At 40.6% G+C, this 23,127-nt stretch carries 24 protein-coding genes and 2 riboswitches; of the genes, 20 read left to right on the plus strand and 4 right to left on the minus strand.

Features of this window, described 5'->3' with window-relative positions:
* Positions 1-41: 41 nt before the first annotated feature.
* The 4 genes from C9J37_RS04035 to C9J37_RS04050 are packed head-to-tail and all read right to left on the minus strand — an operon-like array spanning position 42 to position 2,671.
* Complete coding sequence (locus C9J37_RS04035) at positions 42-878, minus strand: energy-coupling factor ABC transporter ATP-binding protein (RefSeq protein ID WP_107894354.1); 837 nt, start codon at positions 876-878, stop codon at positions 42-44.
* Entirely contained in the window at positions 871-1,647 is a 777-nt protein-coding gene (cbiQ, locus tag C9J37_RS04040; protein WP_107894355.1) for a cobalt ECF transporter T component CbiQ, read from the minus strand. Before cbiQ ends, C9J37_RS04035 begins: the two co-directional genes overlap by 8 nt.
* 3 nt (positions 1,648-1,650) lie before the next feature.
* The gene (locus C9J37_RS04045; RefSeq protein WP_024361115.1) at positions 1,651-1,923 is read right to left on the minus strand and encodes an energy-coupling factor ABC transporter substrate-binding protein; all 273 of its coding nucleotides are present in this window, start codon (positions 1,921-1,923) and stop codon (positions 1,651-1,653) included.
* A 1-nt stretch (position 1,924) separates the two neighbouring features.
* A complete protein-coding gene (locus C9J37_RS04050; protein WP_107894356.1) occupies positions 1,925-2,671 on the minus strand; it encodes an energy-coupling factor ABC transporter permease in 747 nt (248 codons plus the stop codon).
* Positions 2,672-2,813: 142 nt separating this feature from the next.
* Positions 2,814-2,997: riboswitch (cobalamin riboswitch) on the minus strand.
* Positions 2,998-3,251: 254 nt separating this feature from the next.
* A riboswitch (cobalamin riboswitch) is annotated at positions 3,252-3,431 on the plus strand.
* Between the two features lie 136 nt (positions 3,432-3,567).
* Here C9J37_RS04050 and C9J37_RS04055 point away from each other — a divergent pair.
* From C9J37_RS04055 to C9J37_RS04150, 20 genes are all read left to right on the plus strand, one after another.
* Positions 3,568-3,939, plus strand: coding sequence for a (2Fe-2S) ferredoxin domain-containing protein (locus C9J37_RS04055; protein ID WP_024361113.1), 372 nt, complete (start codon positions 3,568-3,570; stop codon positions 3,937-3,939).
* A gap of 3 nt (positions 3,940-3,942) precedes the next feature.
* Positions 3,943-5,613, plus strand: coding sequence for a precorrin-3B C(17)-methyltransferase (cobJ, locus tag C9J37_RS04060; protein ID WP_107894357.1), 1,671 nt, complete (start codon positions 3,943-3,945; stop codon positions 5,611-5,613).
* Positions 5,614-5,627: 14 nt separating this feature from the next.
* Positions 5,628-6,605 carry a sirohydrochlorin chelatase gene (locus tag C9J37_RS04065; protein WP_107894358.1) on the plus strand — a complete coding sequence of 326 codons (978 nt, stop codon included), beginning with the start codon at positions 5,628-5,630 and terminating at the stop codon, positions 6,603-6,605.
* Positions 6,602-7,363 (plus strand): precorrin-6A reductase, encoded by a 762-nt coding sequence (gene cobK / locus C9J37_RS04070; protein ID WP_024361110.1) that lies wholly within the window; start codon positions 6,602-6,604, stop codon positions 7,361-7,363. Before C9J37_RS04065 ends, cobK begins: the two co-directional genes overlap by 4 nt.
* Positions 7,364-7,375: 12 nt before the next feature.
* Positions 7,376-8,035 (plus strand): precorrin-8X methylmutase, encoded by a 660-nt coding sequence (locus tag C9J37_RS04075; protein WP_004231303.1) that lies wholly within the window; start codon positions 7,376-7,378, stop codon positions 8,033-8,035.
* Entirely contained in the window at positions 8,035-9,168 is a 1,134-nt protein-coding gene (locus C9J37_RS04080; RefSeq protein WP_107894359.1) for a cobalt-precorrin-5B (C(1))-methyltransferase, read from the plus strand. Before C9J37_RS04075 ends, C9J37_RS04080 begins: the two co-directional genes overlap by 1 nt.
* Positions 9,125-10,345: a precorrin-6y C5,15-methyltransferase (decarboxylating) subunit CbiE gene (cbiE, locus tag C9J37_RS04085; RefSeq protein ID WP_107894360.1), complete on the plus strand. Its 1,221-nt coding sequence runs from the start codon at positions 9,125-9,127 to the stop codon at positions 10,343-10,345. The genes C9J37_RS04080 and cbiE overlap by 44 nt, the downstream gene beginning before the upstream one ends.
* Positions 10,338-11,045: a precorrin-2 C(20)-methyltransferase gene (gene cobI / locus C9J37_RS04090; RefSeq protein ID WP_024361106.1), complete on the plus strand. Its 708-nt coding sequence runs from the start codon at positions 10,338-10,340 to the stop codon at positions 11,043-11,045. Before cbiE ends, cobI begins: the two co-directional genes overlap by 8 nt.
* The gene (gene cobM / locus C9J37_RS04095; protein WP_069513142.1) at positions 11,045-11,830 is read left to right on the plus strand and encodes a precorrin-4 C(11)-methyltransferase; all 786 of its coding nucleotides are present in this window, start codon (positions 11,045-11,047) and stop codon (positions 11,828-11,830) included. The genes cobI and cobM overlap by 1 nt, the downstream gene beginning before the upstream one ends.
* Entirely contained in the window at positions 11,823-12,944 is a 1,122-nt protein-coding gene (locus C9J37_RS04100; protein ID WP_107894361.1) for a cobalt-precorrin 5A hydrolase, read from the plus strand. The genes cobM and C9J37_RS04100 overlap by 8 nt, the downstream gene beginning before the upstream one ends.
* 11 nt (positions 12,945-12,955) lie before the next feature.
* A complete protein-coding gene (locus C9J37_RS04105) occupies positions 12,956-14,323 on the plus strand; it encodes a cobyrinic acid a,c-diamide synthase CobB (RefSeq protein ID WP_107894362.1) in 1,368 nt (455 codons plus the stop codon).
* On the plus strand, positions 14,316-14,954 hold the full coding sequence (locus C9J37_RS04110) for a precorrin-2 dehydrogenase/sirohydrochlorin ferrochelatase family protein (RefSeq protein ID WP_107894363.1): 639 nt from the start codon (positions 14,316-14,318) through the stop codon (positions 14,952-14,954). The genes C9J37_RS04105 and C9J37_RS04110 overlap by 8 nt, the downstream gene beginning before the upstream one ends.
* Complete coding sequence (gene cobA / locus C9J37_RS04115) at positions 14,951-15,718, plus strand: uroporphyrinogen-III C-methyltransferase (RefSeq protein WP_024361101.1); 768 nt, start codon at positions 14,951-14,953, stop codon at positions 15,716-15,718. The genes C9J37_RS04110 and cobA overlap by 4 nt, the downstream gene beginning before the upstream one ends.
* A 52-nt stretch (positions 15,719-15,770) precedes the next feature.
* Positions 15,771-16,331: a nitroreductase family protein gene (locus C9J37_RS04120; RefSeq protein WP_024361100.1), complete on the plus strand. Its 561-nt coding sequence runs from the start codon at positions 15,771-15,773 to the stop codon at positions 16,329-16,331.
* Positions 16,332-16,345: 14 nt separating this feature from the next.
* Entirely contained in the window at positions 16,346-16,882 is a 537-nt protein-coding gene (locus tag C9J37_RS04125) for a cob(I)yrinic acid a,c-diamide adenosyltransferase (RefSeq protein ID WP_107894364.1), read from the plus strand.
* A gap of 80 nt (positions 16,883-16,962) precedes the next feature.
* Complete coding sequence (locus C9J37_RS04130) at positions 16,963-18,462, plus strand: cobyric acid synthase (RefSeq protein WP_107894365.1); 1,500 nt, start codon at positions 16,963-16,965, stop codon at positions 18,460-18,462.
* Positions 18,459-19,295 carry a class I SAM-dependent methyltransferase gene (locus C9J37_RS04135; RefSeq protein ID WP_107894366.1) on the plus strand — a complete coding sequence of 279 codons (837 nt, stop codon included), beginning with the start codon at positions 18,459-18,461 and terminating at the stop codon, positions 19,293-19,295. Before C9J37_RS04130 ends, C9J37_RS04135 begins: the two co-directional genes overlap by 4 nt.
* Before the next feature lie 97 nt (positions 19,296-19,392).
* Positions 19,393-20,328: a ribonuclease Z gene (rnz, locus tag C9J37_RS04140; protein ID WP_107894367.1), complete on the plus strand. Its 936-nt coding sequence runs from the start codon at positions 19,393-19,395 to the stop codon at positions 20,326-20,328.
* Between the two features lie 354 nt (positions 20,329-20,682).
* Entirely contained in the window at positions 20,683-22,677 is a 1,995-nt protein-coding gene (locus C9J37_RS04145; protein ID WP_107894368.1) for a methyl-accepting chemotaxis protein, read from the plus strand.
* Between the two features lie 97 nt (positions 22,678-22,774).
* The gene (locus tag C9J37_RS04150; protein ID WP_024361094.1) at positions 22,775-23,005 is read left to right on the plus strand and encodes a hypothetical protein; all 231 of its coding nucleotides are present in this window, start codon (positions 22,775-22,777) and stop codon (positions 23,003-23,005) included.
* Positions 23,006-23,127: the final 122 nt, after the last annotated feature.

Raw genomic sequence — 23,127 nt, forward strand, 5'->3', positions numbered from 1 at the left:
GCGACAACTAGCATCTAGTACTCGTTATTCTCGGAAAGTTCTTAAAGTTGTTCAATAAGTTTGTGTAAATCCTTTTTGGAACGAGGCATTGCTATATTGTCGCCCAATAGTTTTTTCGTTTGTAAGGCAAGCGTCATTTCAAATACCCATGGTCGTTCAAGGTGGGCTTTTTCAAGCAATTCCTCTTGGTAGAACATGTCGATTGGATCCCCATTATAAATGATTTTCCCTGCCTCCATCACGATTATTTGATCCGCCCATTCATAGGCTAAAGCGATATCATGCGTCGCTAATAAAAACGTACGTTGCCCATCTTCTAATTTAGCTAAGTACTGTAAAAATTGTGAAGCATAATAAGTATCTAGCCCAGCAGTCGGTTCGTCTAATAGTAAGACGGAAGGTTCCATTGCGAGCACACCAGCCATGGCAACACGTTTCTTTTGTCCGACGCTTAAAAAGTGAATGGGCTTATCAAGCAATGCTTCAACCTCTGTTTGCGCAACAGCCCACGCGATTTTTTCTTCAATTTTTTCGTTTGACCAGCCAAGATTTAATGGCCCGAAAGCTATGTCTTGCTTGACGGTACCAGAAAAAAGTTGATTGTCCGCATCTTGGAATACGATGCCAACTTGTTGTCGTAATGTTGCTAATGCTTTTCTAGAATAGCTAAGCGTTTCGTTACAAAAAGAAATAGTGCCAGCTGTCGGTTTTAAAATACCATTTAAATGTTGAAATAACGTAGATTTACCTGCGCCATTGTGACCAAGCAGGGCAATTTTTTTCCCCTTTGGTATTTGCAAAGTAATATCTGTTAAAGCTTTAGTGCCGTCTGCATAAGCATAAGATAAATGTTGAAGATCAAAATATAGCTCAGTCATGAGAAATACCTCCATAGATAATGAGGGATACGAAAATAATAACAATGCCTAACCAGTTTTTCTTGTTGTAGCTACTACTTTCTTGCCAATAGACAGCTTCACCACCGCGCGCCTGCATCGCATTATTTAGTTCGCGACTGCGTTGGAACATTTCGGCAAACAGTGCTGCAATAAGCATGGAAATCGACCGAAGCCATTGCATTGGTGATTGATAACCAAGACGAGCTTGTTGTGCAAGATGGATTTTTTGCATGCTGTTCAAAAAGATAAAAATAAAACGGTATGTTAGCTCTACCAACTCTACAAATAAAGCTGGCAACCGCCATTGCCGTAAGACATAACAAATGGATTGTACGGAAGTCGTTAAAATTAAAAAATATAAACAACTAATACTGCCCAAAACGGTGAAAAACAGGTGCTGCGCTGTGATCAAGCTGTTATTTCCTATAAAAATCGTCCACTGGCTTAGCGAAAATGTCCATAGATGCGCCGGCAAAATACTAGCAGTAGGTGCAATCGAAATCAAAATAGATAGTAAACTGGAGAGCAAGAAAAAACTCGGTAAAAGCAGTAGTTTTGCATAATATTGTAAAGGAATTTTAGCGCCTAAAATGATAAAAGCACTCATTACAAGAAATGTAATGAGTGAAATTTGTTCATCTCTCATGATAAGTGTCAATAGCAACAATCCAAGGGAGAACGTCATTTTTTCTAACGGATGAACGGACGCTAGTTTATTCATATAAGCATACTTATCAATAAGTAACATTATTTAACCTTCTTTATGCTTACCGCGCATATAGCCCACGAAATAGCCAATAAAACCAGCGCCAATAGCGGCTTGTAAGACGAATAATAAACTTTCAATTTCACCACTTGGTGGCTCCCATAAGCTTTCAAACCATGGTTCGTATTCTTTGTTTATTTCACCAATGGCTGCTTCAGCTTCACCGTCAGCACCGCCGAATTCAGCGCCTTTTTGGATGAATAGAGGGATGATTGCTAAAAATATCACAATAGCTAGTAACAGTAAATTTTTCTTCATGTTAATGTGCCTCCTTTGCAGAGAAAACACGTAAAGCTTTTAATTCGCTTACATTGTATTTTTTTAAGAAATTCATCACAATGACAGTTAAAATCCCTTCACTAATCGCTAGAGGAATTTGTGTTAACGCGAAAATCCCTGCGAATTTAGTGAATGAAGCCATAAAGCCTCCCACTTCTGAAGGGAAGGCAAGTGCAAGTTGAACGGACGTGACAACATATGTACCCAAATCCCCAAGCATTGCTGCAAAAAAGACAGCGAGAGAAAAGGATAGACCGATTTTTTTTGCACCTTTAAAAACAGCATACGCAATCATTGGTCCTACAATCGCCATTGAGAAAGCATTTGCACCAAGAGTGGTAATGCCACCATGCGCTAAAAGTAACGATTGGAATAACAAGACGATTGTCCCAATCACACTCATTGCTAATGGGCCAAACAGGACTGTGCCAAGTCCAACACCAGTAGGGTGTGAGCAACTGCCTGTAACAGATGGAATTTTTAATGCAGATAAGACGAATGCAAATGCCCCTGATAGCCCTAATATCATTTTCGTTTCAGGGTTTTCATCAATTGTTTTGCGAATTGAGCGTAACCCTAAAATAATAAATGGAATCGAAATAATCCACCAGAATATCGCCCATTCAATCGGTAAAAATCCTTCCATGATGTGCATGGCAAATGCTCGTTTTGGTACTAGTAAAAATGCTAGTAGGAAGTAACTAAGTTTCCAAAAAGATAATTTCAAAATCTCTCCTCCTTAAATCAAAATTTTCGAATGTAGCGTGCGCAATAAAAAAAGCACTTCTCCTAATTTAGGAAAAGTGCATAGCTGAAAAAGCAAATAGAATCATCATCTGCCAAGCCGCACACCTATCCTCGTAGGTTGAAACGATCACGTTTTTTCGGCAGGTCTCCTGGCTTTAGTTCAACGTTATATAGGCCTTCCCGTCCATTGGACAGTGACATTCTCTATAAAACTCCCTAATACAGTGGCGGGACCGCGCCGGACTTGAACCGGCTTCCCTTTTAAGCGAAGTGAATACACTTCGCACCGAAAAAAGATGAAATTGTGAGATTTCACGACACAGTGTAACATGTTTTTCCGTTTATAAGCTATCCTTTTTTATAAAAAATTTTTTTGTTATTTGACATTCTAGAAAATTCAGATAAATATAAGAGAATAACGGTCGCTTTCAATGAAATACTTGTTGAAATTTTATTAAAAATCTAATAAATGAAAAAGAAATGTTGAAAAGTATGAAAAAAATAGGCTATGATAGAGACAGTTTTTCAATTCATTTTAAAAACTTACAGCATTTCAATTTAATATAGATACATCTATAAGTGCTCGAAAAAGTTCGAGATAATAGGGAAATCGGTGTAAATCCGATACAGCCCCCGCTACTGTAATAGCTGATGAAATCGCAATGCCACTGAAAACTTGGGAAGGCGCGAGAGTAAAAAGAAGCTTAAGTCAGGAAACCTGCTTATTGATGGCATGCAAACTTTTCGGAGGGAGAAGTGAAGCGAGAGCGGATACGTGTATATTCGTTTTTATTTTGGCTTCTACAAAACCTTTACTCTTCGATATAGAGTGAAGGTTTTTTCTTTTTCCTAAAAGTAAATGAGGGGAGAAAAGCAATGACAACTTGGAACTTAGAGGGAATGAAAACGCATCTTTTTATTTGTAATGGCAGTAGCTGCATGAAAAAAGAGGCAGAGGAAATTACCCTAGCAATACGAGATGAAATCGAGAAATTAGCACTTGATAAGGAAATACATACGACAAGAACGCGCTGTAATGGCAGATGCAAAGATGCCTGTGTTGTCATCGCTTATCCACAAGGAAATTGGTATCGTGTGCCATCGGTTGAACACGGAAGAACACTTGTACAAGATTTAAACCATGACTCTTTACATAGTGAACATGTTTTTACACTGAAAGAAGGTACATTACAGCGTACACCGCAAACAACAGCCATTAAAGGCATCGACAAGGTGAAAGAGGGGTAAAAAATGGCGCAAAAAGGAAAGATTTTTGTTGTGGGCTTTGGCCCTGGTGATTTTAACCATATTACGACTCGTGCTGTGGAGGCACTGCAACAAAGTGAATTTATTATTGGCTATAAAACGTATGTTGAGCTTATTCAAGATTTAGTTAGTGCAAAGTCGATTGTTAGTACGGGCATGACAGAAGAAGTTTCACGAGCGCAAGAAGCAGTACGTCAAGCGGAAGCTGGCAATATTGTATCCGTTATTTCAAGTGGAGATTCGGGTGTATATGGGATGGCGGGGCTTGTCTATGAAGTGCTTATTGAGCTTGGTTGGACAGAAGCAACAGGTGTTGAAGTCGAAATCGTACCGGGTATTTCAGCTATCAATTCCTGTGCAAGTTTACTAGGTGCACCGATTATGCATGACTCTTGTACCATTAGTTTAAGTGACCATTTAACGCCATGGAATTTAATTGCCAAGCGTGTGGAAGCAGCGGCTATGGCAGATTTTGTAATCGCTTTATATAATCCAAAAAGTGGGCGTCGTACACGTCAAATTGTAGAAGCCCAGCGGATTTTACTTGAATATCGCTCGCCTGACACGCCTGTAGGTCTTGTCAAGAGTGCCTATCGAGAGCGTCAGGAAATTACGATGACGACTTTAGCGGAGATGCTTGAGCATGATATCGGCATGTTAACAACGGTTATTATCGGCAACTCTTCGACGTTTTTCTATGATAATAAAATGATTACACCGCGTGGCTATCAGCGTAAATATACGCTCGGGGAAGAAAAACAGCCTTTACGTCCACATCAGCGTTTAAGAGAAGAAAATGAACCTTGGGCGATGAACCAAGAAACAGGTACTGCAAGCCATGATTTTGCGGCAGATCCAAATGCAGGACGGATGAAAAGTAATATTGCCATTACGCCTGTATCAACACCGACAAAATCGTCTTTAGAAATGGCAGCAACGGCACTTGCGATGGTGCAGGGGACAACTGCAACGAAAGTCACACCAAAGCTAGTTCAACAAAAAATAGAGTCAATTTTTGAACTAGCTGTTAGCCCTGGGGTAGCAAATAAATTTTTTACACCACAGCAGATGATGGCATTGGCTGAAGTTGTGGGAGACGAAGGCACGATGGAATATACGCCAGACCATCAAATTCACTTGAAAATCCCAACGACAGAACCACAAGCGATAACAGAGAAGTTGAGAGAAGTAGGCTTTTTACTCTCACCAATTGGGGATGTATTGTCATTAAAGGCATGTGATTTCTGTTATGGGGAGAAGGCTGATTCCATCCCATATGCAGAAGAACTTCAAGCAAAACTAGGTGGCTTGTCATTGCCGAAAACATTAAATATTGGCTTTAATGGCTGTGGCATGGCATGTTATCGTGCTGTGTTTGATGATATTGGTATTGTTTATCGAAAAAGTAAATTTGATGTCTTTATTGGAGCAAAGCCAGTAGGTCGAACAGCACATGCAGCACAGCCTGTCGTAGAGGGGTTAGAGCCAGAACAGCTTATTCCGCTTATTACAGCGATTATCGAGGAATATAAGGCAAATGCACATCCAAATGAACGCTTGTTTAAGTATTTTAAACGAGTGAAAAAAATATTGCATTTTACGTATCAAGATATGTCATCCAAAATAAAAGTAGAGCCAGCACCGTGCGGCGACTAGTGAGGAGAAAAGAAATGAAAGCAATTTTATTTATTGGCCATGGGAGCCGTTTAGCAGCAGGAAATGATGAGGTACGCACGTTTATTCAACAATTGACTCCTTCAATTGACGACAGCTATATCGTTGAAACTTGCTTTTTAGAATTTGAAGCACCTAATATCCCAGCAGGTATTGATGCATGTGTAAAGCGTGGCGCTACAGAGGTGTATGCTGTGCCCATTATTTTATTGCAAGCAGGCCATTCAAAAATTCATATCCCTGCAGCGATTGATGCAGCTCGTTTAAAATATCCGGATGTAACTTTTACATATGGGCGACCACTTGGTGTGCATGAAGAAGTGTTAAATATTTTAACAGAACGTTTATCAGCAACAGGCTTGAATATTAAAGAAAAACAAGAAGATACTGCGATTTTATTTATCGGTCGCGGTGGTAGTGATGCGGATGCAAACAGTGATTTTTATAAAATTGGTCGTTTGCTTTGGGAACAATTAGATGTCCTAACAGTGGAGTGTGCATTTATGGGCGTAACGAATCCCTCAGTGGACGAAGGAATCGAACGCTGTTATCGTCTTGGGGCGAAAAAGATTATTATGTTGCCGTATTTCTTATTTACAGGCATTTTAATGGAGCGTATGGAGGGGATGCAAAAGAGCTATGCAGCCACATATGCTGATTTAGACATCCAATTGGCAGATTATTTTGGCTACCATCCAAAATTAAAAACGGTGTTGCTAGATCGTATGGAAGAGGCCATTGCAGGAGACGTAAAAATGAACTGTGATACATGTCAGTACCGTATTAATGCATCGGCATTCGTGGAGCATCATCACGACCATGACCACGACCATGGTCATCACCATCACCATCATCATGACCACGATCACCACCACGATCATGACCACGATCACGATCACCACCACGATCATGACCACGATCACGATCACCACCACGATCATGACCACCATCATGAAGAGGAGCTAGTGAAATGATTTTCATGTTAGCAGGGACAAGCGATGCAAGAAATCTTGCACTTGCATTGCAGTCAGCAGGCTATGCTGTTACAGCTACCGTTGTCACGGATTCAGCTGCTACAAGTCTTGCACAAGTTGGACTGCCTCATTTAGTCGGTCGATTGACGGCAGAGGAGATGGCTGCACTTATTACTGAACGAGGGGATCGTTTAGTCGTTGATGCATCGCACCCATTCGCAGAGGAAGCTTCTAAAAATGCTATGGCAGCGGCAAAAAGTGCAGGTGTTCCATATATCCGCTATGAACGCGCAAATGAGCATTACGAACATCCACTGATTACAGTCGTTAAAGATTATGAGGAAGCAGCACAATTAGCTGCGACAAAACGAGGCGTCATTATGCTGACAACAGGTAGTAAAACACTTGCTACATTTACAAAGGTCTTGCAAGGGTTAGAACATACTCGTGTCATTGCACGTATGCTGCCTCGCCTTGATAATATGGAAAAATGTGAAGCGCTTGGTGTGGCACAACGAGATATTGTAGCCATTCAAGGACCCTTTTCAAAAGAGTTAAACGAAGCATTATTCCGCCAATATGATGTCACTTTAATGATTACAAAAGAAAGTGGTAAAGTGGGCTCAGTAGATGAAAAACTAGAAGCCGCTCTAGCATGTGGTATCGAAACGATTTTAATAGCACGACCAAATATCCAATACGGCCAGCAATATTCCTCATTTGAGGACGTACTTCAGGCTGTGCAAAACATACTTTAGGAGGCAATTGAAATGGACTTCAAAACAGATTTTAAACCATTAACAGTAGACCCAGACAAAATTTATGATTATAGTTTCTCAATTATTGCAGAGGAAATGGGCGAACATGATTTTTCAGAGGATGAGTGGAAAGTTGTCCGTCGTATTATTCATGCTTCGGCAGACTTTGAATTAGGACGTAGTGTAATTATTACACCAGGAGCGATTGAAGCAGGGATTAAGTCAATTCTTGCAGGACGTCATGTTATTGCAGATGTGCAAATGATAGAAAGTGGTTCAGGTAAAAAACGTTTCCAAAAACATGGCGGAGATTTACACTGCTATATCGCAGATGAAGATGTGTCGATTGAAGCGAAAAAACAAAATACTACACGAGCTATTATCTCGATGCAAAAAGCGTCAAAATTACACGAAGGTGGTATTTATGCGATTGGGAATGCCCCAACTGCTTTACTAGAATTAATTCGACTAATCAAAGAAGGTTTAGCAAAGCCAGATTTAATTATTGGTATGCCAGTAGGCTTTGTTTCAGCAGCGGAGTCGAAAGAAGAGTTATTAAAACTAGAAGGCATTCCATATATTACAAATGTTGGGCGTAAAGGCGGTAGTACAGTGACGGTTGCTGCATTAAATGCCATTTCATTATTAGCGGACGAACAGGCGAAAAAATAATGGAGCGGAAGCCAAAAAAGGATCCTAAAGACATGCGTCACGGTTATACAACAGGAGCCTGTGCAACAGCCGTTACGAAGGCCGCCTTGCTAGCACTTATTACGAATGAAGAACAAGAAACGAGTACGATTCATCTGCCAATAGGGAGAGATGCAACGTTTACGATAGAAAAATGTACGTTCGGTCATAACGAAGTAAGTTGCGAAACAATAAAGGATGCTGGTGATGACCCAGATGCAACACATAAAGCCCTCATTATTGGTACGGTAAGTTGGGCTGATACACCAGGGATTCATTTAGATGGGGGTATTGGGGTCGGGCGAGTAACAAAGCCCGGCTTGCCCGTTGCTGTTGGAGAAGCCGCCATCAATCCTGTACCACGTAAGATGATACATAGTACCGTGCAAGATGTGCTAGATGATTTTCAAATTACACGCGGCGTTAATGTTGTAATTTCTGTACCAGATGGTGAGGAAATAGCGAAAAAAACATTAAATGGACGGCTCGGCATACTTGGTGGCATTTCCATTTTAGGCACAAGGGGAACCGTCGTGCCTTTTTCGAGTTCCGCTTATATGGCAAGCATTGTCCAAGCTATTAGTGTTGCAAGAGCTGCTGGCTGTGACCATGTTGTCGTGACAACAGGTGGACGTAGCGAAAAGTTTGGCATGGCTGAGTATCCTGCATTACCTGAGGAAGCATTTATAGAAATGGGTGATTTTGTCGGCTTTACGTTAAAGCATTGTAAACGGCTTGGCATTAAGCGCGTATCGCTCGTTGGCATGATGGGGAAATTTTCAAAGGTAGCACAAGGGGTGATGATGGTTCACTCCAAAAGTGCAGCGATTGATTTTAATTTTTTAGCACAGTTAGCTACAGATATTGGAGCAGATGAAGAGACCGTTGAACAAGTTAGAGCAGCGAATACCGCCTCTCAAGTTGGTGAAATAATGGCGGATAAAGGGTATGATGCATTCTTTCATCATTTATGTGAAGCGTGTTGTTATTCATCATTACACCATATTAGAGGTGGCTTGACGCTCTCCACATCGATTTATTCGATGCAGGGACAATTACTAGGAAGGGCTGATGACATTGCATCAATCGATGAAATTGATTGGGATCGGGGATAACGGACAGGAAAGTTTACTTCCTCAGTATAGACAGTGGATTACAGACTGTGAAGTGCTCGTTGGTGGTGAGCGTGTCCTTGATTTTTTCCCAAGCTTTGCAGGCGAAAAAATCGTCATTAAGGGTGGTCTTTCATCGCTCGTTGAAAGACTATCTAAAGAAACGAGAAAGACCGTTATTTTAGCGTCGGGAGATCCACTTTTTTACGGTATCGGAGGCTATTTAGCAAAAAAGCTTACGATTGAAGTGTATCCATATATGAGTTCCGTACAGCTTGCCTTTTCAAAAATGGGTGAGAGCTGGCAGGATGCCTATGTAACAAGTATTCACGGGCGCCCAATAAAAGGTCTGGCACAACGTATTGATGGCAAAAAGAAAGTGGCATTGCTGACAGATGCCGATAATAATCCAAATGTGCTTGCACGTTATTTAAAGCATTTTGGCATGACGGAATACCGAGCTTTTGTTGCAGAAAATTTACAAGGTGCTGATGAAAAATATGGCTGGTACTCTCTTGATGAATTAGAAGAAGCGCAATTTTCCTCTCTAAATGTCGTGATTTTACAGCAAACATCAGCTCCAAAGCGCTATGCACTTGGCATTGATGATGAAGAGTTTTCACAACGTAAGCCGGACAAAGGACTTATTACGAAAAAAGAAATTCGTGTATTAAGTTTGCAAGCAATGCAGCTTCAAAAGGACAGTACGATTTGGGATGTAGGCACGTGTACAGGCTCCATGGCCATTGAAGCAGGAAAACTTGCGCCAGAAGGTCAAGTGTTTGCAGTAGAAAAAAATGCACCTGATTTAGAAAACTGCCTGCAAAATCAACAGAAATTCCGTGTTGATATAACAGCTATTCATAGTAAAGCGCCTACTGGACTAGAGCAATTCCCAGATCCAGATGCCATTTTTATCGGCGGTACAGGCGGGGAAATGGTCGAGCTATTGCAGTTATGCTGCACCCGTTTAAAGCCAGATGGTCGCATTGTCTTAAATGCGGCTACTATCGAAAATTTATATAAAGCAGTCGAAGCGTTTAAAGCATGTGGCTTTGCAGTGGAAATTTTACAGGCACAACTTGCGCGTAGTAAACCAATTTTAGATATGACGCGCTTTGTCCCATTAAACCCGATTTATATTATTTCGGCATATCGAAAGGAAGAAAATCATGAGTAATCTTGGCATTTTATATGGCTTAGGCGTTGGTCCTGGCGATCCAGAATTAATTACAGTAAAGGCATTCCGCGTTATTCAGGAATCCCCCGTTATTGCGTACCCTAAAAAGTTAAAAGGTAGCAAAAGTTATGCGCATCGTATTGTAGATGTCTATATTAACCCAGAGGAAAAGGATATGCTAGGTCTCGTTTTCCCTATGACAAAGGATGAAGCCGTCTTAGAACGTGAATGGACGAAATCTGTTGAATTGGTCTATGGCAAATTGCAAGAAGGGAAGGACGTAGCGTTTGTGACAGAAGGTGATCCTCTGCTCTACAGTACGTTTATCCATATGATGAAGCTCATGCAGGACATGCATCCAGATGTAGAAATTCGTACTGTACCGGGTATTTCTTCATTCAACGGTTCAGCATCCCGCCTAGGCATCGCCCTTGCTGATGGAGATGATCGAGTTGCCATTATACCAGCCCATGATAATTATGAAGCGATGCGTGAAGCGATAGAAAGCCATGATGCTGTCGTATTTATAAAAGTAGCAAAAGTGATTGATCTAATGCTAGAAGTACTGCGTGATTTAGATTTACTTGATAAAGCGTCCGTTGTCACAAAGGTAACATCTGATGAGGAAATTATTTGGGATGTACGTGAACTAGACGGTGTTGATTTAGAATATTTAACGTTAATGGTGGTGCGTAAATAATGAAAAAAATATATATTGTCGGTGCAGGACCAGGGGACCCCGATTTAATTACTGTAAAGGGTTTACATATGCTACAAACAGCAGACGTTGTGATGTATACAGACTCATTAGTAAATGAAGATCTTATCGCAAAAGCAAAGCCAGATGCGGAAGTAATTCGAACAGCCGGCATGCATTTAGAAGAAATGGTTGCCGTCATGGTTGAGCGTGTCAATGCAGGGAAAGTAGTCGCGCGTATGCATACAGGCGATCCTGCGATGTATGGTGCCATTATGGAACAAGTTGCATTATTAAAGAAGGAAGGAATTGGCTACGAAGTGATTCCGGGTGTTAGTTCGGTATTTGCTTCAGCCGCAGCAATTGGTGCCGAGTTAACGATTCCTGATTTAACACAAACGCTAATTTTAACGCGTGCAGAAGGGCGTACACCTGTGCCAGAGTTTGAAAAGCTACGAGATCTCGCTAGCCATCATTGTACGATTGCGCTGTTCTTAAGTGCCACGCTAACAAAAAAAATCGTTAAAGAATTGCAAAGTGCTGGATGGGCTGATAATACACCGGTTGCGGTTATTCAACGTGCCACATGGCCAGATCAAAAAATAGTCCGTACGACATTAGTTGAGCTAGATGAGGCAATGCGTGTCAATGGTATTCGTAAACATGCCATGATTTTAGCAGGATGGGCGTTAGACCCGAATATTCATGATAAAGATGAGTACCGTTCAAAATTATATGATGCGACCTTTACACATGGCTTCCGCAAAGGTGTGAAGACAAGTGATTGAATTACAAGAAGGTGTGCTACCTGAAGTGGAGCAGCGCAATCCTTATGCAGTGGTTGCCATTACAAAGCATGGTGTGCAAATCGGACGTAAACTACAGCAGACTTTTGCAGCAAGCGATTTATATTATATGAGTAAGTTTGAGCAGGGCGACGAAGATGAAAAGCATATTCAGCTTTTTACTGGAACGGTTCGTTTATTACTGCCAACACTCTTTAAGCAGTATAAAGGGTTAATATTAATTATTTCACTTGGTGCGGTTGTGCGCATGATTGCACCTATTTTACAAGATAAGAAGACTGACCCAGGTGTTGTGGTGATTGATGATAGAGGCGAAAATGTCATTAGTGTGTTATCGGGTCATTTAGGTGGCGCCAATGAGCTAACGCATGAAGTGGCAGCGGCATTAGGAGCAAATCCTATTATCACAACAGCTTCTGACGTTCAAAAAACAATTCCCGTTGATTTATTTGGGGCACGTTTTGGCTGGGTATGGGACAGTGCTGATAAATTAACACCAGTTAGTGCTTCAGTCGTCAATGAAGAACATGTGGCGATTGTACAGGAAGCGGGTGAACGTGATTGGTGGATGCGTGATACGCCAATGCCAGCACAAATTAAAATTTACCCAACAGCACAAGCTGCGATTGTAGCAAAACCGCATGCTACGCTGTTTATCACCGACCGACTCATTGAACCAGAGGAAGAAGTGCTGTTGGAAAATGGTGTTATTTATCGACCAAAATCAGTTGTCCTTGGCATGGGCTGTAACCGTGGGACATCTGTTGAGGAAATTGAACAGCTGATTGATGAAACACTTGCTGAATTAAAGCTATCGAAAAAAAGTGTCAAAGCACTGTGTACAATTGATTTGAAGAAAGATGAAACGTGCTTTATTGAACTAACAAAAAAGTATGATTGGGAGTTCGTAACATATACGCCAGCACAATTAAATGAAATAAATTTCCCATCACCATCTGAAACGGTCTTTAAATATACAGGGGCTTATGGCGTAAGTGAACCAGCTGCGATGCGTTATGCACAGGTGGAATCGCTCGTATTAACTAAGAAAAAATCAGGCAATGCTACGATTTCAGTAGCAAGATTAGTATTTTAAGGAGGGGGCTTATGCAAACAAATCGCTTTGTACTTGCAGGGACAGGCAGTGGCGTTGGTAAGACAACATTCACGATAGGACTGATGAAAGCATTGCAAGAAAAAGGCAATGTCGTGCAAGGGTTTAAATGTGGTCCAGATTATATTGACCCTAGTTATCATACAGCGGTAACAGGACGTGTATCACGGAATATTGATAGCTGGATGTTTTCGCATGATGCAGTCCGAGATATTGTTGCACGTGCAAGCAAAGATGCAGACGTCTCAATTATTGAAGGCGTGATGGGCTTTTACGATGGCAAAAGTCCATTATCGGATGAAGGTTCGGCAGCAGAAATCAGTGTCGTTACAGAAAGCCCTGTTATTTTAATCGTCAATTGCGCAAGTATGGCTCGCAGTGTAGCTGCTGTAGTCAAGGGCTTTCAACTTCTATCTGACAAGCCTACTATTGTTGGCGTTATTGCCAATCAAGTAGGCAGTGTCGGTCACTATGAAATTGCCAAAGCTGCGATTGAGCAAGAATGTGGTATTCCTGTTATCGGCTATTTAAAGCGAGAAACAGGCATCGACATTCCAAGTCGTCATTTAGGGCTTATTCCAGCTATTGAACGAGGCGAGCTTGATACATTTTTTAACAAGCTAGGTGCTTTAATGGCAGAGACGATTGATTTGGATTTATTGTTAGCTTTAACAAAAGCACCTGTCCTACAAGAGACAGGTCAACTATTTGCGGCACAACCATCAAAAAATATTTGTATTGCAGTTGCAAAAGATGCTGCATTCAACTTCTATTACGAAGAAAATTTAGCCTTATTACGAGCAAAAGGAGCTACTTTGCAATTTTTCTCACCACTTGCTAATGAACCTGTTCCTGCTGAAGCAGATGGTCTTTATATTGGTGGGGGGTTCCCAGAGGAATTTGCCGATACGCTTGCAAAAAATACGGACGTAAAAAATTCCATTCGTGAGGCAATTGCAAAAGGTTGCCCTACATTAGCTGAATGTGGAGGCTTTATGTATTTAACAGAAGCTATTACCAACAGCCAAGGTGAGCGCTATGAAATGCTAGGTGTTATTCCGGGTGAAGTAACGATGCAAACAAAGCTTGCAGCACTTGGTTATCGTGAAATTTTTGGCACGGCGTCTAACTTTTTAATCGGAAAAAATGAAGAAGCAAAAGGCCATGAATTCCATTATTCTACATACAGTGGTACGCACGATACGCCCGCTTACGAAACACAAGGACGTTTTGGCAAAAAACAAGAAGGTTATCAAACAGGCAATGTAGTAGCGGGGTATACGCATTTTCATTTTGTTTCTAACCCTAAGCTAGTAGATAACTGGTTAACTGCTTGTAAGAAGGTGAAAACATATGACTAATTATTTTCCTATACATCTCAATATCGAATTTAAAACCGTTGTCATTGTTGGTGGTGGGCATGTAGCGACTCAAAAGGTAGCTTCCCTACTACCAGCGAAAGCAAACATTGTCGTCGTTAGTCCGACTTTACATGACACTTTAATGCCCCTTGTCAAATCAGGTGAAATTACATGGCGTGACAAGGAATTTGAACCACGTGATTTAGATGATGCAACGCTTATTATCGCTGCGACAAATGATACCAACGTCAACGATGCGGTACAAGAGGCAGCCCAACATTGGCAGCTCTTAAATCGCGCAGATGTGCAAGGTGAAAGTGATTTTATTACACCAGCAACTGTTCGTCGCGGTCCTTTAGTGCTGACGGTATCTACATCTGGTGCAAGCCCAGCTCTTGCACGAAAAATAAAACAAGATTTAGCTGAGCAATTCGATGCTGTTTATGAAGATTATGTTTGTTTTTTACAGCAAGCTCGACTAATGGTTGCAGCCAATTTTGAAAAAGGTGAGCAAAGACGTGCAGCGTTACAAGCACTTCTTGAGCCAAGCTTATTAGAATGGACACGTAATGGAGAAATTGATCGACGAGAGGCATTTTTACAACAATTATTGACGGGAGAAACGCGATGAAAGAGGGAATTGTATATTTAGTAGGAGCTGGCCCAGGAGATCCTAAGCTCATTACAGTATATGGGCTGGAATGTATTCAAAAGGCCGATGTCATTGCGTACGATCGTCTAGTGAATCCAAAATTATTAGAATTTGCGAAAAAAGATGCTGACCTTGTGTACTGTGGTAAATTGCCTGGTAAGCACCACCTTATTCAAGATGAAATTAATACATTGCTTGTTGAGAAAGCTCAAGAGGGCAAAGTGGTAACACGTTTAAAGGGTGGCGATCCTTTTGTTTTCGGCCGTGGTGCTGAAGAAGCAGAAATATTAAAAAATAATGGCATAGCCTATGAAGTAGTACCAGGTATTACGGCTGGCATTGCAGCTCCCGCTTATGCAGGTATTCCAGTGACACATAGAGATTTTGCCACAAGCTTTGCACTTGTGACAGGTCATGGGCGCGAGCAAAAGGGTCAAGATTTTTTAAATTGGCCAGCACTCGCAACTGGAATTGATACGGTCGCTTTTTATATGAGTGTTGGTAACATTGCCTATATTTCAAAAAAGCTTATCGAAAATGGACGTCCAGCAACTACACCTGTGGCGGTTATTGAATGGGGTACTACCGAACAACAGCGCACCATAACTGGACCACTTCACAATATTGCTAGCATTATTGAACGGGAGGGATATCATAATCCTTCTATGATTGTCGTTGGAGATGTAGTCAACGTACGTGAAAAAATACAATGGTTTGAAGAGCAAGGGCTCGCTTTTAGCTAGTCAGACAACAGAGCAGTTGACTAAAAAGACCTACTTAAAGGAGGACATCATCATGACAGTAATCGAAGCGTTAAAAAATCGTCGTGCCATTCGCAACTATACAACACAGCCAGTGGAAAAGGAAAAAATTGAACAAATTTTACAAGCAGCAACCTATGCTCCAAACGACCGCATGCGTGAGCCGTGGCATTTTTATGTTTTACAAAATGATGCCATGAAGCGCTATGAGAAAATGGCAAGTACTTATTTGCAAGAACGTTTTCCAACGAAGCCTCATTTAGTGGAGAGTTCATTAAAAGTTGTGCAAACGACGCCTGTTGCCATTGTAGTGACTGCTGATATGGTGGAGAATGATGAAGATGCTACAGCAGATAATATTTTCGCTGTTTGTAGTGCCATTATGTCTATGTGGTTAGCCGCAGAGGAGCTGGGGCTAGGATTTGTGTGGCGGACACGAGGTGTTGGGCTTGTTCATGATGCACGTATGCATACATTTATCGGTGCGGACCAAAATCAAAAAGTTGTCGGTACTATTTTCATAGGTTATCCAGAAGAACAAGAGCTTAAAGATAAAAAGCGTACATCATTTGAAGAAAAAACCACTTGGCTTTAAAGGGGGTAGGGAAAATGGCTAGAAAAGGTTTGTTTTTGGTATATACAGGTGATGGCAAAGGTAAAACAACAGCTTCTCTAGGTGTAACATTGCGCGCTGTAGGTCGTGGTTTAAAAGTGCGTTATATGCAATTTATCAAATCGCCAGAGCGTACGTATGGTGAGCAAATTGCCCTTTCGAAACTTGGCGTAGAAATGGAACAAATGGGCATAGGCTTTACATGGACGAAAACACCAGAGGAGCACCGTGTTGCAATAGCGAAGGCTTGGCAAAAAACAAAGGAAGCTTTACAAGATGACAGCATTGATTTACTTGTGTTAGATGAGCTGAACAATGCACTTGCCATTACTAAATTTCCGATTGATGATGTGCTGCCATTAGCTGAAGTGCTTGAAGCCATTGCACAACGCCCTTCTACAATGCATCTTGTCGTAACAGGACGCAGTGCTAATCCTGCTCTTGTTGCTATGGCGGATTTAGTGTCAACAATTGATGCAACGAAACATTACTATGAAGAAGGAATTCCCGCTGTCAAAGGCCTTGAATTTTAACATCAACTGGATTCATTTCGATCATATACGCATTGGGGGATAGTCTAATCTTCCTTAGTGTTGTTAGGAGGAAAATCAAAATGTCAGCAAAATCAATTATGATTCAAGGAACAGCCTCTGACGTTGGAAAAAGTATGATATGTACAGCATTATGTCGTATTTTTTCTGATGATGGGTTGAGAGTAGTGCCATTTAAGTCTCAAAATATGGCGCTTAACTCATTTGTAACAGAGGATGGCGGAGAAATTGGGCGTGCACAAGGGGTTCAAGCTGAAGCTGCAAGGGTTGTGGCGACAACTGATATGAATCCGATTTTACTGAAACCAAAGCAGGATATGGTATCAGAGGTCATTGTCCACGGCAAGCATTTTTTAAATATGGATGCGAAAAGCTATCGCAATCAATTTGTCCAAGAAGCCATGCCGATTGTAGAGAAGTCGGTTCGTACGTTACAAAATACATATGATGTTATTGTATTAGAAGGTGCTGGTAGCCCAGCTGAAATTAATTTAAAGGATCGTGATATCGCCAATATGCGCATGGCTCATTTAGCCGATGCAGCTGTTGTTTTAGTTGCTGATATTGACCGCGGTGGTGTATTTGCCTCCATTATCGGGACGCTTGCATTGCTTGATGATGCAGAGCGTGCCCGTGTTAAAGGGCTGATTATTAACAAATTCCGTGGTATGCGCGAGCTATTAGATGATGGCATTGAATGGGTCGAGCGAGAAACAGGCATTCCTGTTCTTGGTGTTGTACCTTATGTTGATGTCAATATTGAAGCGGAAGATTCATTAGCACTATCTGCCTTACGCTTTAAAAAGCCAAAGCCTGGCGAATTTCCAGTAGACGTGGCGATGATTCGTTTACCTCGCATTTCAAATTTCACTGATATTGACCCATTTTTTGATGAGCCAGAGGTAGGGGTACGTTTAATCGGCAATGTGACGGAGTTGGGCACACCGGATTTGCTTATCCTACCGGGCACTAAAAGTACAATGGACGATTTAGCATGGCTGAAGGCACAAGGCTTTGAACAAGCAATTGCAAACCTACGCGCACGCGGAACAAAAATTATTGGCATATGCGGCGGTTTTCAAATGCTTGGTGAAGTGTTACTAGATCCAGATGCCGTAGAAGGAAATGGCGAGTCAGCGCAAGGTCTCGGCTTGTTACCGATGGAGACCGTATTTGTAGGAGATAAAAAAACCGTACAAATGTCTGGAACACGTGGGCATGCTATTTTAACAGGCTATGAGATTCATCTTGGTCGTACAAAAATTTTACGGGATGAAGTGTCACCTTTTTTACAGCTAGCAGATGGTCGTGTAGATGGAGCAGTAAGTGCTGATGAACAAGTAATCGGTACATATTTCCACGGAATCTTCCATAATCGTACGTTTACACGTCAGCTTGTGAACGAAATGCGTACGAAAAAAGGGCTTGCTACATTGCCAAGTGAAGTCAAAAGTGATGCGGAACGACGAGAAGATGCTTACAATATGCTAGCATCACATGTGCGTGCCAATTTAGATATGGAAAAAATATATGATATGTTAAAAATTGAGGTAAATGGATGACAAGAAAAGGACCATTAGCTATTAATTATGAAGCATTATGGCAAGAAGGCATGAAGGATTGGCAAGGACAAATGCCAGAGCGTATGGTGAACGATCAATTAGAGGAACAATTTTGGTCTCAATCGATCGCTCGCAAAAAAACGGGGCAAACGGATCCTTATGCGGCGCTTATTTTTGAAGCAATGAAGCAACATATTCGTCCAGAACATTCAGTGATTGAAATTGGACCAGGGTGGGGCAATTATACATTCCCGCTTGCAGATTATGTACGAGAGTTAACGTGTGTAGATAGCTCAGACAGCATCCTTGATTATTTACAACAATGTTTACAAGAGAACAAGCATATTTCCTATGTCCATGCGAAGTGGGAGAAACTTGAAGAAAATGAGCTAACAGCACATGACATTGTGCTTGGGGTAAACTGTTTTTATCGTATGTACGAAATTAAATCGGCATTATATCACATGAATCGGTTGGCTAAAAAGCGAGCAATTATTGGCATGACTACAGGCCCGATTCAACCACACTATGAAGTATTACATGAGAAATATGGTTATGATATTAAATATCCACGAAGAGATTATATTGAATTTTTAAATTTATTGTATGAAATGGATATTTATGCAGAATGTACCATTATTCCTTTAAAGCGTACGTATGAATATGAAACGTATGACCAGCTTGTGACAACGCAAAGTAAAAAAATATTAAGTACAGACTTTAACCGCTCGCATGTTGAGGACTCACTTGCTCCATTTATAGAAGAAAAAAATGGGCGTTATTACTACCGTCATGATTTCCACGCAGCACTTGTATCATGGCAACCGAAATAATACGACAAACCTTTGGCGATTGCTTTCACCAAAGGTTTTTCTTATGTTTCGCAATAAGGTACAATAGAACAACAGAAAAAGAATTGAGGTGGCAGTTATGCAACTACATTTTTTAGGAACAGGAGCAGGCATGCCTTCGAAGGAGCGCAATACGAGCGCATTAATGGTTAAGCTATTAGAGGAAAACGGTGAAATGTGGCTTTTTGATTGTGGCGAGGCGACCCAGCATCAAATTTTGCATACGTCTTTAAAGCCACGTAAAGTGACAAAAATTTTCATTACCCATTTACATGGCGACCATATATTTGGTTTACCTGGATTTTTGAGCTCACGTTCATTTCAAGGTGGAGATGAGCCGTTGACCATTTATGGCCCAGCCGGCTTACAGCAATGGGTAGAGCAGACATTTGCTTTATCTAAAACCCATTTAACGTATCCATTGCAATTTGTAGAAGTACATGAAGGCGTCATTTACGAAGATGATAAATTTACGGTGCGTGCAAGTGAATTACGCCATGTCGTGCCATGTTTTGGTTACCGTATAGAGCAAAAGGATTTACCTGGCGAGTTACTGATGGACAAAGTCCAAGCTTACGGCGTACCGAAAGGACCATTGCTTGGACAGTTGAAGAAAGGACAAGATATTGCGCTTGATAATGGCACCATTATTCAAGCAAAGGATGTTGTGGCACCTCCAAAAAAAGGCTTTACGCTTGCGATTTTGGGGGATACAAAATATTGTGAACAAGCCATTTCCTTGGCTGAACAAGCAGATGTTGTTGTGCATGAGGCGACATTTGATGGGAGTACTACGGATTTGGCTGCGAGCTATGGTCACTCTACCAATGTAGAAGCAGCGATGGTAGCAAGTAAAGCTGGTGCGAAATATTTACTTCTGAACCATTTAAGTGCACGTTTTTTACCACATGATTTACCAATTTTTTTAGCCCAAGCACAAGCCATTTTCCCACAAACCTTCCTTACATCGGATCAAGCAGTTTTTTATTGGAGTAATAATAATTTGTTATTTTAGTATAATTATATGCATTGGATGAAAAGTAATTATTTTGAAATTGAAACACCTATTTTAATGAGCCTTCATTAAAATAGGTGTTTTTATATTGGGTCTATAAGTCTAGGAAAAGTCGAGAAGAGAAAAAGTAAACTTCTAAAATATATTATTTTTTTACAATAAATATGAGTAAAAGACCATTATATTGGTATTTTTCTAGCAACTTTTTAGAAGGGTAATTTTTTATTACAAATTAATGACATTTTCATGGCAGGAATAAATATATTATTTAAAATTATGAGAAATTACATTAAATGTAGGGAAATGATGTTGTATGATGAAATGGAAACAATCCTATTTTAGGGGGAATAGTCAATGGGGAAATCAATGAAATGGAAAATGATGCTGGAAATTATGGCCGTCGTTGTGTTAATAATTGGCGCATTTTCTGTTTACATCTTTCAGGCGACCTATAAAAGCGTCAAGAGTAATGGTGAGGCACTCGCTAGCTCTATAGTTATGGGAATGGAAGGGGCTATTCAATCCAGAGCAAAAGCAGAAGAAATTATGGAGAGGGAAATGATTGCGGAATCTGTGATGGCTTCGTACATTATTGACAAAGGTGCTACATATGAAGATTTAAAAGTAATCGCAGAACGAGGCGGGATTGACGAAATTTGGAGTACCGATGATAAGGGGAATACGGCAGTGACATCGGTGGCACCCTTCATTGATTTTAATTTTGGTTCCGATCCAAATGGACAAGCTGCTGAATATATGCAGCTATTAGATGGTCGCGCTACGCAAATTGTGCAAAAAGCACAGATTCGTGACGTGGACAGCGAATTTTTTAAATTTGTTGGTGTTAGTAGTTGGAATCCAGCTACACCGCAAATTATCCAAGTAGCAAGACATGGTCAACAGCTGTTAGATTTAGAAGCAAGTATTGGCAGTGAATATTACATAAATGAACTAAATAAATATTTATCTGAAACTGTACTTTTTGCAGCGGTTGTTAATGAACAAGGAGAACCCATTGTTGCGACAACGGATAAAAATTTAGCTAAGATTGGCTTTACGAAAGAACAATTTACTTCGGCGAAAAATACTGAATTTTCTGGTCATTATGATGGAAAACGCGTTACGCAATATGTAAAGCCTTTATCAAATGGTACCTCTTTAGCGATTATTGTGTCGAATGAAGTGTTATCGAATATACTAATGGGAACAATTATTGCCTCCATAATCGTCGTATGTGTTATATTCCTTATCACAGGCTTCTCTATTAATAGACAAGTTTCTCGCATTTTAAATGTGCGTAATTCACTAGAAGATATTAGCAAAGGAGAGGCAGATTTAACGAAGCGGATTGATGTAAGTTCGAACGATGAGATTGGTCAATTGGTTACATCTTTTAATGGCATGATGGACAATTTCCAACACATTATGAGAGATTTAAAACAGGATGCTACGCAAATAAAAGAGGCGACGTACATTATTCATGGAAATGCCCATCAAACTTTGGATTCAGCGCACAATATTCAAGACGAATCGCACCAAGTTGCACAAGCTTCATTTGGGCAATTAAAAAATACTGAGGATAGCGCCCAATCTATGGAAGAATTAGCGCGTAGTATTCAGCATATTTCTGATTCTATTGCAGAAATTTCTACGATTTCTCGTAACACCGAAGAAAATGCCAATAATGGTCTGCACATTATGAATCGCCTGCAAAATCAATTGGAAGATGTTCACCAAAAAACAGATCTTTCAGTTGCGAGTATGCAGGAGTTAGAAAAACTATCTGCAATGATTGGTGAATTTACGAATGTTATAACAGGTATTTCTGATCAAACGAATTTGCTAGCACTTAATGCATCAATCGAGGCAGCTCGTGCTGGTGAGGCTGGTAAAGGCTTTGCCGTTGTTGCGGAGGAAGTGCGTAAATTAGCAGAGGAATCGAAATTTGCTGCAGATCGCATTTCTCATGTTGTGATGAATGTCCAAAAAGAAACGACGAATATAGTATCTACTATCTATACAACAGCAGATGTTTTACATGCAGGTCACGCAATTGCAAGTGAGGCTCGACAATCCTTTGAAGGCATCCATAATGATGTGCAAGTGTTAGCTGAGCAAGTAGATTTAGTTTCTAGTTCAACGGAAGAAATTGCCGCGAGTACGGAAGAAGTAACCGCTACAATGGAAGATGTTTCATTATTAGCCAAGCAGACATCCGCTAGTGTAGATGCGGTTGCACAAAAAGCGCAAAATCAAGCAACGAGCATGAATGAGATGACGGCGATTATCGATATGCTAAATGGGACAGCAGAAAAACTAGAACAATCTGCTGGAAAGTATAAAGTATAATCGTTGACTTCGTATAATGAGTAGCGTGTCTTATTATAGAAATATAGTGCGTTTAATAGATGATTTCCGTATAATTAAGTAAAAAGGGAGTGGTTGAATGGATCAACAAAAGATGCCACCAGCTGTTTTACGTTTACTTGTTATCTTTCCCAACGTATTAAGCTATTTATTACTAGGCGGACTCATTATCTATGTTATTTCAAATTATGAAGTGTTAAAAACAACTGAAAGCTTGAAAGTATGGCTAATTCTTATTGCAGTTCTTGCCCCTGCAGCGGCCTATACAACTTTTAGCATTATAAAAAAAATTCGTGCTGGTCATATGTAGCAGTCATGACAACGCGTTGCATCTTTTCGATTATCAAAAGATGCAGCGTGTTTTTTTATTAGACTTTCATAAATGGCAAAATGCGCGGAATACGAATAAAAAATTCCCTTCAAGGAAAACTA

It is taken from the genome of Lysinibacillus mangiferihumi, from assembly GCF_003049665.1.
GTDB lineage: Bacteria > Bacillota > Bacilli > Bacillales_A > Planococcaceae > Lysinibacillus > Lysinibacillus mangiferihumi.

Coding starts and splice junctions, on each gene's coding strand:
- C9J37_RS04110 (WP_107894363.1), top strand. CDS start 14,316: ATGACTAATTATTTTCCTATACATCTCAATATCGAATTTAAAACCGTT.
- cobI (WP_024361106.1), top strand. CDS start 10,338: ATGAGTAATCTTGGCATTTTATATGGCTTAGGCGTTGGTCCTGGCGAT.
- cobM (WP_069513142.1), top strand. CDS start 11,045: ATGAAAAAAATATATATTGTCGGTGCAGGACCAGGGGACCCCGATTTA.
- C9J37_RS04075 (WP_004231303.1), top strand. CDS start 7,376: ATGGACTTCAAAACAGATTTTAAACCATTAACAGTAGACCCAGACAAA.
- C9J37_RS04150 (WP_024361094.1), top strand. CDS start 22,775: ATGGATCAACAAAAGATGCCACCAGCTGTTTTACGTTTACTTGTTATC.
- C9J37_RS04080 (WP_107894359.1), top strand. CDS start 8,035: ATGGAGCGGAAGCCAAAAAAGGATCCTAAAGACATGCGTCACGGTTAT.
- cobA (WP_024361101.1), top strand. CDS start 14,951: ATGAAAGAGGGAATTGTATATTTAGTAGGAGCTGGCCCAGGAGATCCT.
- cobK (WP_024361110.1), top strand. CDS start 6,602: ATGATTTTCATGTTAGCAGGGACAAGCGATGCAAGAAATCTTGCACTT.
- cbiQ (WP_107894355.1), bottom strand. CDS start 1,647: ATGTTACTTATTGATAAGTATGCTTATATGAATAAACTAGCGTCCGTT.
- C9J37_RS04145 (WP_107894368.1), top strand. CDS start 20,683: ATGGGGAAATCAATGAAATGGAAAATGATGCTGGAAATTATGGCCGTC.
- C9J37_RS04035 (WP_107894354.1), bottom strand. CDS start 878: ATGACTGAGCTATATTTTGATCTTCAACATTTATCTTATGCTTATGCA.
- C9J37_RS04125 (WP_107894364.1), top strand. CDS start 16,346: ATGGCTAGAAAAGGTTTGTTTTTGGTATATACAGGTGATGGCAAAGGT.
- C9J37_RS04105 (WP_107894362.1), top strand. CDS start 12,956: ATGCAAACAAATCGCTTTGTACTTGCAGGGACAGGCAGTGGCGTTGGT.
- C9J37_RS04045 (WP_024361115.1), bottom strand. CDS start 1,923: ATGAAGAAAAATTTACTGTTACTAGCTATTGTGATATTTTTAGCAATC.
- cbiE (WP_107894360.1), top strand. CDS start 9,125: ATGACATTGCATCAATCGATGAAATTGATTGGGATCGGGGATAACGGA.
- C9J37_RS04065 (WP_107894358.1), top strand. CDS start 5,628: ATGAAAGCAATTTTATTTATTGGCCATGGGAGCCGTTTAGCAGCAGGA.
- C9J37_RS04135 (WP_107894366.1), top strand. CDS start 18,459: ATGACAAGAAAAGGACCATTAGCTATTAATTATGAAGCATTATGGCAA.
- C9J37_RS04055 (WP_024361113.1), top strand. CDS start 3,568: ATGACAACTTGGAACTTAGAGGGAATGAAAACGCATCTTTTTATTTGT.
- rnz (WP_107894367.1), top strand. CDS start 19,393: ATGCAACTACATTTTTTAGGAACAGGAGCAGGCATGCCTTCGAAGGAG.
- cobJ (WP_107894357.1), top strand. CDS start 3,943: ATGGCGCAAAAAGGAAAGATTTTTGTTGTGGGCTTTGGCCCTGGTGAT.
- C9J37_RS04120 (WP_024361100.1), top strand. CDS start 15,771: ATGACAGTAATCGAAGCGTTAAAAAATCGTCGTGCCATTCGCAACTAT.
- C9J37_RS04130 (WP_107894365.1), top strand. CDS start 16,963: ATGTCAGCAAAATCAATTATGATTCAAGGAACAGCCTCTGACGTTGGA.